Source organism: Nocardia alni, from assembly GCF_019038435.1.
GTDB lineage: Bacteria > Actinomycetota > Actinomycetes > Mycobacteriales > Mycobacteriaceae > Nocardia > Nocardia alni.
In genome coordinates, this window is sequence record NZ_JAGPOX010000233.1 from 1 (window position 1) to 9438 (window position 9438).

The window sequence follows — 9438 nt, forward strand, 5'->3', positions numbered from 1 at the left end:
GGGGTGCGGTGGTGGCGTTTCGGTGCGGGGGTGTTGATCGGGTTGGCGATGGGGGTGAAGTGGAACGGCCTGTATTACGTGGTGGCGTTCGGGTTGTTGTCGGTGTTCTTCGATGTGGCCGCGCGGCGGGCGTACGGGGTGGCGCGGCCGTGGGTCGGCACGGTCGTGCGCGATGTGGGTCCGGCCCTCTATGCGCTGGTCGGAATCCCGTTGGCGGTGTATCTGATGTCGTGGGGGATGTGGTTCGCCAGCGAGGACGGGTACGACCGGTATTCGGTCGGCAATGCCATCGGCGCCGGAGGGACGTGGTCGTGGATACCCGATGCGCTGCGATCGTTATGGCACAACCAGGGCGAATCGCTCAAATTCGATGTGGGACTGACCAATTCGGCAGGCAACCACCATCCCTGGGAATCGAAGCCCTGGTCGTGGCCGATGGGCCTGCGGCCGATGCTCTACTACTACGCCGACAGCGGCGTCACCGGCTGCGGCCAGGCGGCGTGCGTCAAGGCAGTCATGCTGATCGGTACGCCCGCGATGTGGTGGTTGGCGTTGCCGATGTTGGGGTGGGGGATCTGGCGTACGGTGACGCGGTTCGATTGGCGGTATGCCGCGATGCTGGTGGGGTATATGGCGGGTCTGCTGCCGTGGTTCCTGGATTTGGATCGGCAGATGTACTACTTCTACGCGGTGCCGATGGCCCCGTTCATGGTGATCGGGTTCGCCCTGGTCCTGGGCGACATCCTCGGACCCGCACCCCTGGCACGCGCCGGCAACTACCTCCTGCCGACCAGCGAACGCCAGAGCCTGGGGCTACTGCTGGTAACCCTCTACATAGGCCTGGTCGTCGCGAACTTCATCTGGCTGTGGCCGATCATGACCGGGCTACCCATCTCGGTCGACAGCTGGCACAACCACCTCTGGCTGCCCAGTTGGCGGTGAGGCCTGGGACTCGGCCAGCGCGGCGCGGATGTAGTGCAGGGCGGCCTCGTCGTCGAGGCCGAGCCGCCGCACGATCGCGACGTAGTCGGTGGCCGCCCGGCCCGCCGCGTCCTGGGTCGGATCCCCGGAAGAGGCGATGAACGAGCCGAGCCGGCCTCGAGTCTCGAGCACGCCGTCCTGCTCCAGCTCCCGATAGGCGCGCGCGACGGTATTGGGCGCCAAGCCCAGTTGCACCGCCAGCGCCCGCACGGTGGGAATCTTGGTTCCGGCGGTCAGCTCGCCCGAGCGCACCCGGGCGATGATCCCCTGGCGCAGTTGCTCGTACGGGGGGACCGCCGAATGGTGGTCGACGGGGATGTCCATCGGACCCTCACATCTCGTCCCGGGCCAGGGGACACGACAGGCAGCGCGGACCGCCACGGCCCGAACCGAGTTCGGATCCGGGAATGGTCAGAACCTCGACACCGGCGTCGGCCAAGCGCGCGTTCGTGTTCTCGTTGCGTTCGTAGGCCACGACCACCCCCGGTGCGAGCGCCAATGTGTTATTACCATCGTCCCACTGTTCGCGCTCGGCGGTAATACCGTCCAGTCCCGTGTCGATGACCCGCAGTTTGCCGATGCCCATCGCATCGGCCGCGGCCGGCAGGAACGGCTCGGGCCCGCTCATATCCACCGAACCGTCGTCGCGGCGCGCGATCGTGAAGGCGCACAATGAATCCCGCACCGCCTCGTACATCACCACGGCATCGGCGTCGACCATCGTGCAGACCGTGTCCAGATGCATGGTGGCCCGGTTCTGCGCGATCGGCACCACCAGCACAGTATGCGCCAGATCGTCCTCGAACAGGCTGCGCGCCAACGCTTCCGCGCCCGCCGGGCTCGTGCGCTCGCCGACACCGATCGCCACCACACCCGGCGCGAGCAGCAGCACATCGCCGCCCTCCATCGGAGCGATATGCGATTCGTAGGCTCGGCGCACGCCAAGGAAACGCGGGTGGAAAGCGTAGATGAGGTCGGTGAGGGACGTCTCCCGCGCTCGCGCCGGCAATGCCAGCGAGGTGATGGCCACCTTGCGGCCCACCCAGAACGAGGAATCGCGGGTGAACAGCAGATTCGGCAGCGGGTCGATGACGAAGTCGGTGCCATGGTGCATGCGCCGCACCAGCGATGTGGCGTCGGGGGCGATGGGGAGCTCGTCGAAGGTCATGCCCGCCATGAGGATGCGGGCCAGGTCGGGCGCGGGCACGCCGCGCAGATGCGATTTGAGCTCCTCGGCCAGGGTATAGCCGATGCGCCGCGCGTCCACGGCGGCGGTGATGCCCATGCTGCGCCCGGCGCCGCTGACCGCGAGGGTCTCGGTGAGCAAGTCCGACAGCAACAGCACCTCGACCCCGCGCCCGCGTAGCACCTCCACGAAGGTGTCGTGCTCCTGCTGGGCCCGCTCCACCCACGGAATCGCGTCGAACAGCAGCTGGTCGTTATTGCGCGGGGTCAACCGGCGCAGCTCGTCTCCGGGCCGGTGCAGCAGGACGGTGCGCAGGGCGCCGACCTCGGACGTCACGCAGAACGGCGCCGGGCTCGTACGCGCCTGTGATTCCATAGTCCTGACGGTAATAGTCCGGGGCGGCATTGGCACGAAATTCGCTGGGCGCGGGCCGCCGCCTCACACCGTCCCGGCCGCGAATTCCCGCCGTGACCGCACAACGTCAGCACCGCGAATAAAACCTATAGAACCCCGCCAAACTGCCTTACGCGCCCATGCACCTGAAGTATTGTTGAGGTATGCAGCAGACCAACTGGCATGCGAAAGAACTCACCCCCGGGCAACTGTCCGAACGCAGTGGGGTCGCGGTGTCGGCGCTGCACTTCTACGAACGCGAAGGCTTGATAGCCAGCAGACGCACCAGCGGCAATCAGCGCCGATATACGCGCGAGACCCTGCGGCGAGTCGCGTTCATCCGCATCTCGCAACGAGTCGGCATACCGCTCAGCGAAATTCGCGCCGCACTCGATACCCTACCCGAGGGACGTACCCCGAACCGTAAGGATTGGGAACGACTGTCGACCACCTGGCGTCAGGACTTGGACCAGCGCATCGAACAGCTGATCCGCCTGCGCGACAGCGTGAGCAGTTGCATCGGCTGCGGCTGCCTGTCCCTGGGCAGCTGCCGCATCGTCAACTTCCACGACCGCCTCGGCGACGAGGGTCCGGGGGCTCGGGTGCTGGACGTTAATCTCAACGGGGACAACGGATCCGAGGACTGCGGACCGGACTGTGCGTACCCGGCCGACACCGAAGGTTGAACAACTCCGTCGATACCGAAGGTTGAACAACTCCGTCATTCCAGCACAACAACACGACAGCTCCGTCATCACCCTGCACGGCAACTACGTCATACCTGCGCGCTGATCCGAAATCAACGCGATCGGGCGCACGTCAGCACCAGGCGGAGCCGGGCGCGTCGGCGAGCGACCACACCGATTTTCGGTCTTCGACAAGCTCCCGCGTCAGCGGGGACCAAGGCTTTGGCGGGAATCCACCTGACACACGCGACGAGTCACAGCGGATCCCGGCCAAAAGCCTGTGTCCCGCTGCGCGAGAGCCTGTTGACGGCTGGAAATGTCTCACCCGCACCACCTGTCCCAGTGGCACCTATTTCCGGATCAGCATGCCGGGATGACGATGCGGGCAAGCTGGGGCGACGACGAGGACATGCCGGGCGACGACAGGGACTGCCGGGGCGACGACAGAGGGGCGGGTACGAGGACGGTTTACGACTCCGGCCTGACGCGCTGGTAGAGGGCGTTGAACCCATCATTGGCCCGCCGCATCGCGAACTCGTACGGCCACGCGAACTTTCGCGCCCACCAGTAGCCGAAGCGGACATCGAACGAGGTGTGCACCAGGAAGCGGTTGCGCTCGATGGCGCGCAGGATGGTCTGGGCAACCTTCTCCGGTGCGACGGCGTGCCGCTGAAACTGCTTGAAATAGCGCTGGATTCGAGGATCGTCGCGATCCACCCCGGCGATCTCCACGGTCCGCACCAACTGCGTGTCCACCGCACCCGGCACGACCAGGTGCACGGAGATCCCGTGTCGCTCCAGATCGAAGCGCAGCACCTCCGACAGCCCGCGCAGGCCGAACTTGGAGGCGCTGTAGGCCGCATGCCAGGGAAAGGCCAGCAGACCCGCCGCCGATGAGACGTTCACCAGCGCGCCGCCGCGCCCCGCCGCGACCATCGGGGGCAGGAAATTCTCGATGATGTGGATCGGGCCCATCAGGTTGACATCGACCATGGAGCGCCAGTGCCGGTGCTCGAGATTCTCCACCGTGCCCCAGACCGACACCCCGGCCACGTTCATCACCACGTCGAGGCTGCCGTGCCGGTCGTGCACGTCCTCGGCGAAAGCGGTGACCGCGTCGTAGTCGCTGACGTCCAGGGCCTGCGAGGCCAGGACCTTGCCGCCGGCCGCGCCGATGGCAAGTACGGTCTCCGCGAGCCCCTCGGCGTTGACATCGGTCAGCACGACTTCCGCGCCCGCACGCGCCGCAGCCAGGGCCATGGCCCGGCCCATTCCGCTGGCCGCGCCGGTGATCAGGACTTTTTTGCCGCTGACGGACTTCAGGCGATCGGGCACACCATTCCTCGCATGCTCGGTGGCTGTAATGCTTGTGCTGATCTGGAGCATACGTCGTGCGCGGAATTTCGAGGGGAACCGGACGGTCAGTGCTGACGGCCCAATACGCTCAGCATCCCCGAAACCGCCGCGGACCAGGTGAACTGCTCGGCACGAGTGCGCGCCGCGCGGCGGCGATCCGCGGTGGGCCGGACCAGCACGTCGGTCACCGCCCGCGCGAAGTCCGCCGGATCGTTCGCCGCGACGGCACCGCAGTCGGCGGTCACGATATCGGCCAGCGCCGAGGACCGGCTGGCCACCACCGGAGTGCCGGAGGCCAAAGCCTCGAGCGCGGCCAGCCCGAAGGTCTCGTGCGGCCCGGGGGCGAGCGAGACGTCCGCGCTGGCCAGCAGCGTCGCCAGGTGCGTGCGATCGGTGATGAACCCGGTGAAGTGCACGGCCGGACGGCCGTCCGAGAGCAGGGGAAGCCCGCGAGCGCGTCGTTCGAGTGACTCACGGCGCGGCCCGTCCCCGGCCACGACCAGCCGCGCGTCCACGCCGTCGCGGCGCAGCGCGCCCAATGCCGCGATACTGCGATCCACCCGCTTTTCCACCGACAACCGCCCACAGTGCACCAGCAGTGGACTCTCACCCGCGCCGTACTGCGCCCGCAGCACGCCGTCGCGCCGATGCGGCGTGAACGTCTCGAGATCCACGCCCAGCGGCACCAACTGCACATTCGGCGCTTCGATCCGGGCGAATTCCGCACGCGCGAATTCCGTCGTGCACACCACCATGTCGAAATCCGCGGCGGTGCGCCGATTGGCCGCGTCGGCGGCGCGACGGGCCATCGGTCCGGGCAGGATCTGGCCGAGCAGCCGGTCCAAGCGCTCATGCGAGATCATCACGCTGGCCACATCGCGCTTTCGAGCCCAGCGACCGAAGCCGCGCAAGGTCAGCCGATCCGACACCTCCAGCACATCGGGCCGAAGGCCGGCAAGCACGTCGGCCACCCGCCGCGGGTCCGCCGCCCGATAGCCGCCGGTCCAGGGAATCGCCAACGCGGGCAGCGTGATTCGCAATACTCCCCCGGGCAGCACCTGCTCCGACCGTCGCCGCCCCGGCACGATCAGCACGACCTCGTTCCCGGCAGACGCGTACCCCGCGCCCAGGTGATGCAGCGCGGTACGAAGTCCTCCCGATCGCGGCCCGTAGAAATTGGCGAGCTGAACGATGCGCACGAGCCTGATGGTGCATTCAATGCAAGCCCGGCTCGGCAACGCCGCATGAACGGCGAGGGAAGCCTGGTCATCGGGACAGTGCGGGGCGGTGACGTCCACCGTGGGCGATAGCGTGTCTCCCGGCCTGACGCTACATTTTCCGCCCCCGATCGTCCGGTTTCGGACGCTCGAGGCCGAAGAATGTAGCTGGAGACCGGTTCTCTCGCCCAGCAAACCACGCTCTCGGGCATAGCTGCCCGCACACACCCGGCTCTGTGCGGGCCGAGCGTTTCGATCAGCACCCACCCGTTCTCTGCCACGGCGACTACCGCTTGGAAGCCCTGGACACCCTGGGCAATTCGAGATCCAGCGCGATCCGGCCGGCGGCCAGATGCACCTCGACCTCCTCTGCCGGGATCGGGCGGGCGATCAGGAAGCCCTGCGCCCGATAACATCCCAGGCCGACCAGGGTGCGCGCGGCCACCGCCGTCTCCACACCCTCGCCGACGACGCCCAAGCCGAACGACCCGGCGAGCCCGACAATGGATTTCACGATGGCCAGATCGTCGGTGCTCACACCGAGCCGCTGCACGAAACCACGGTCGATCTTGACCGCGTCCACCGGCAGCGCCTTCAGATGCGACAGCGAACTGTATCCGGTGCCGAAATCGTCGATGGCGATCTGCACGCCCATCCGCTTGAGCCCGCGCAGGGTCAGCTGTGTGCGGGCCAGGTCCTGCACGACGACGTGTTCGGTGATCTCCAGGCAGACCGAACTGCCGTCGATGCCGTTGCTGCGCAGGGTCTCCTCGATGGATTCGACGAAATCCAGACTGACCAGTTGCACCGGCGAAACGTTGATCCTGATCACCACGTTGTTGGCCAGGCCTTGCCGCCGCCACTGCGCGAATTGCGCACAGGCCGTGCGGATCACCCAGCGCCCGAGTTCCCCCGCCAGGTTCGTCGCCTCGGCGACGCCGACGAACGCGCCCGGCGGCAGCAGTCCGCGCGTGGGATGCTGCCAGCGCACCAAGGCCTCCAGGGCCACGATCCGGCCGGTGCGCAGATCTACCTCGGGCTGATAGTGCAGCAGCAGCGAGCCGTCGGACACCGCGCCGCGCAGGTTCAGCTCGACGTCGTCCTGCAACTCGAACTGGGCGCGCATCGCGTCGGTGAACACCGCGACACCGTTGCCGCCGCCGGACTTCGCCGATAGTAGGGCGTGATCGGCCCGCCGCAGCACGTCGGCGACGGTCATTTCGCCCGGAATGCCCACCGCGACACCGACGCTCGCGGCCCGGCTGACCGACTCCTCACCCACGGTGATGCGACGGGCGATCAGCTGCTGTAGTCGAGCGCCCTCGAGTTCGGCCTCCACCGCGTCCATCGGCTTGGCCGGGACGATCACGAATTCGTCCCCGCCGAGGCGGGCGATCATATCGGCCGGATCCAGGTGGTCGCGCAGCCGCGAGGACAGCGTCTGGATGAAATTGTCCCCGGCGGTATGCCCGAGGAAGTCGTTGAGCGCCTTGAGCCGATCCAGATCCACGAAGAACGCCGCCACCGGACCGGGATTACCGGGTTCCAGGCGCTGTTCCATATAGTCGAGCAGCGCTCGGCGGTTGGCCAGCCCGGTCAGGTCGTCGTGCATGGCGATGTAGCGCAGCCGCTCCTCGGCCTCGATCCGCGCCTGCAACTGCGCGAACAGGGAGGCGATGGCCTTGAGCACGTTGAGTTCCCTGGTGCTCCACTCGCGGTCGCCGTGTTTGACGAAGCCCAGCAGGCCGATCGGCTTACCGCGCGAGAGCAGCGGTACCGCGGCGGAGGTCACCTCGTCGGTGCCGGTCTCGCGGCGCACGAACTCGCGGTAATCCGCGAACGACTGGCCCGGCCGGATGATCAGCGGCTCGACGGCGTGTTCGACGATCTTGAACGCGGAGTCGGCGTGCTCGAAGTAGATGGTGCCGAGCGGGTCCGGATCGGCGATCTCGAGCCGGCGCGGCCATTCGGCGACCAGGATGCTGGCGCGTTCGTCCCGATCGGTGCGCCGCAGATAGCAGAAATCGACGTCGAAGTGCTCGACCAGGCTCGCCAGCACGCGTTCGGTCGCCGCCACCACCGTCGTGGCGTCGATGCCCATCAACTCGGAGGCGACCTGTGTCACCAGTGAGTCGAGTGTCCGCCGAGGCACCTTATCTCCGATCGCGTCAGCTGCGCCGAACCTATAACCAGCACCGTGCGCACCAACGCCATGGTCTCATGCACAGGCACCTCCTGTAGGTCCAGGAACCTGCCCCGAAGTGACGCTAGTGTATCGGCGAACTTCGGGACAATCGCTCCGCGCCTGCATGTCGGCCCTCACCACCGGGTTGGTCGCGCTCGCTTCGACAGTCATCAGGTTCCTACTCCGTTGCTGCGCGGCCATGCGCGCCTACTGTCAGGCCCGCCCCGTGCCCGCCGCATCGTGGTCGAGTTCGGGGTTGGTCGCTAAGGCAGTATCCGTCATCCGGCAGGAATTGACCAGATGTCCGGCAAATCTTCCGAAACCTGAGCGGATGGTCCGAAATTCGCCCTGGTCAAGACGGTGACTTCGACAACGAACCGGAATGGAAAGACTGGTTGGTTCGAGAATGGTTATCCAGCAGCTATCGCGCAGGGCACCCTGGAGGGTCCTACCAGGGCCGTTACACGAGGATTGCGATGTACAACTCGAGCTCGGCCGGACCGCGCCAGATCTCGATCTCCTCGCGGTAGGCGCGGGTGATCTCGGCCGACACCGTCGCGTCGTCGACCTGGGCCCAGACGTCCTCGACCGGGTCGTGGTAGTCGCCGTTGGGCTCGAACCGGGCGTACACGCCCTTGGGCACCTGAATCAGCACGTCACCGAGCGGGACCGAGTCCGCGGCCCGATAGTCGTAGCTGACCAGCACGTTGTAATTGCCGGCCGGATCAGGCACGTACACCGTGTAGAGCGGACGGCCCGGCTCCGGGTCGCGGTCACGCAGCCGGTCACGCAGGAATTCGATCAGCTCGCTGTTGCTGACCTTGAAGCTCGGCCGCACCCGCGGTACCACCAGGCCGCCGTAGATCGCCTGTTCACGCACAACGATCGAATAACTCATCGCAGCTCGACCGCCAGATACAGGTCGATCTTGTACGCGTGCGGATAGCACTCGAAATCCCCGGTATGGGTGCGTTTGATCTGATTATGTTCCTCGGCGTAGGCGATCTGGGTCCACAGATCCGTCATGATCTGCGGGAAGTTGCCGACCGAGGAGAACCGCGCATACGGCCCCCTGGGCAGCCGCGCCACGATATGACCGCGGGTCACCTGATCGAACGAACTGCACTCATAGCCCACGATCTGCGTGTTGAACGTGCCCAGATCCGCCGCGTAGTCGGTGTACGCGCAGGCCAGCGACCCGCCGAGCTCCTGATGCAGGACAGTGCCCCACGCGGATTCCAGATCGCGATCCCGCAGTTCTCCGAGCGCGCGCTTCGGGCTACGCACGGGCAGCCCGGCGACCCACGTCTCGTCCCGCTCGACGATCTCAAACTGCATCGACCAAACTCTCTCGAAGTGTCCATACCGCCCCCTGCCAGGACCGTCATGTTATCAACCCCCACCGTGAGACATGCACGACACGACCCCCCACCC

General features: G+C 66.7%; 8 protein-coding genes and 1 pseudogene. 2 read left to right on the plus strand and 7 right to left on the minus strand.

Annotated elements, in window-relative coordinates:
- A pseudogene (locus JZ791_RS42330) lies at positions 1 to 942 on the plus strand (dolichyl-phosphate-mannose--protein mannosyltransferase); the annotation flags it as partial.
- Here the strand turns inward: JZ791_RS42330 and JZ791_RS42335 are convergent.
- On the minus strand, positions 886 to 1305 hold the full coding sequence (locus JZ791_RS42335; protein ID WP_216903319.1) for a GntR family transcriptional regulator: 420 nt from the start codon (positions 1303 to 1305) through the stop codon (positions 886 to 888). The pseudogene JZ791_RS42330 and the gene JZ791_RS42335 sit on opposite strands and share 57 nt — an antisense overlap.
- 7 nt (positions 1306 to 1312) lie before the next feature.
- Positions 1313 to 2542 (minus strand): arginine deiminase, encoded by a 1230-nt coding sequence (locus JZ791_RS42340; RefSeq protein ID WP_216903321.1) that lies wholly within the window; start codon positions 2540 to 2542, stop codon positions 1313 to 1315.
- A 182-nt stretch (positions 2543 to 2724) separates the two neighbouring features.
- On the opposite strand from JZ791_RS42340, the gene soxR reads away from it, so the two are divergent.
- Positions 2725 to 3246 (plus strand): redox-sensitive transcriptional activator SoxR, encoded by a 522-nt coding sequence (gene soxR / locus JZ791_RS42345; protein ID WP_216903323.1) that lies wholly within the window; start codon positions 2725 to 2727, stop codon positions 3244 to 3246.
- 468 nt (positions 3247 to 3714) lie between these two features.
- On the opposite strand, the gene JZ791_RS42350 is transcribed toward soxR, so the two are convergent.
- The 5 genes from JZ791_RS42350 to JZ791_RS42370 form a co-directional block, all read right to left on the minus strand.
- The gene (locus JZ791_RS42350) at positions 3715 to 4581 is read right to left on the minus strand and encodes an SDR family oxidoreductase (RefSeq protein WP_308163465.1); all 867 of its coding nucleotides are present in this window, start codon (positions 4579 to 4581) and stop codon (positions 3715 to 3717) included.
- Between the two features lie 86 nt (positions 4582 to 4667).
- Positions 4668 to 5801 (minus strand): glycosyltransferase, encoded by a 1134-nt coding sequence (locus JZ791_RS42355; RefSeq protein ID WP_216903326.1) that lies wholly within the window; start codon positions 5799 to 5801, stop codon positions 4668 to 4670.
- 304 nt (positions 5802 to 6105) lie between these two features.
- Positions 6106 to 7944: a putative bifunctional diguanylate cyclase/phosphodiesterase gene (locus tag JZ791_RS42360; RefSeq protein ID WP_308163466.1), complete on the minus strand. Its 1839-nt coding sequence runs from the start codon at positions 7942 to 7944 to the stop codon at positions 6106 to 6108.
- 520 nt (positions 7945 to 8464) lie between these two features.
- Positions 8465 to 8902 carry an effector binding domain-containing protein gene (locus tag JZ791_RS42365; protein WP_216903328.1) on the minus strand — a complete coding sequence of 146 codons (438 nt, stop codon included), beginning with the start codon at positions 8900 to 8902 and terminating at the stop codon, positions 8465 to 8467.
- On the minus strand, positions 8899 to 9342 hold the full coding sequence (locus JZ791_RS42370) for a GyrI-like domain-containing protein (protein WP_216903330.1): 444 nt from the start codon (positions 9340 to 9342) through the stop codon (positions 8899 to 8901). Before JZ791_RS42370 ends, JZ791_RS42365 begins: the two co-directional genes overlap by 4 nt.
- Between the last annotated feature and the right edge of the window lie 96 nt (positions 9343 to 9438).

Excerpts from the sequence above, each read along its gene's own strand:
- JZ791_RS42335 (WP_216903319.1), bottom strand. The coding sequence starts at position 1,305 with ATGGACATCCCCGTCGACCACCATTCGGCGGTCCCCCCGTACGAGCAA.
- JZ791_RS42340 (WP_216903321.1), bottom strand. The coding sequence starts at position 2,542 with ATGGAATCACAGGCGCGTACGAGCCCGGCGCCGTTCTGCGTGACGTCC.
- soxR (WP_216903323.1), top strand. The coding sequence starts at position 2,725 with ATGCAGCAGACCAACTGGCATGCGAAAGAACTCACCCCCGGGCAACTG.
- JZ791_RS42365 (WP_216903328.1), bottom strand. The coding sequence starts at position 8,902 with ATGAGTTATTCGATCGTTGTGCGTGAACAGGCGATCTACGGCGGCCTG.
- JZ791_RS42370 (WP_216903330.1), bottom strand. The coding sequence starts at position 9,342 with ATGCAGTTTGAGATCGTCGAGCGGGACGAGACGTGGGTCGCCGGGCTG.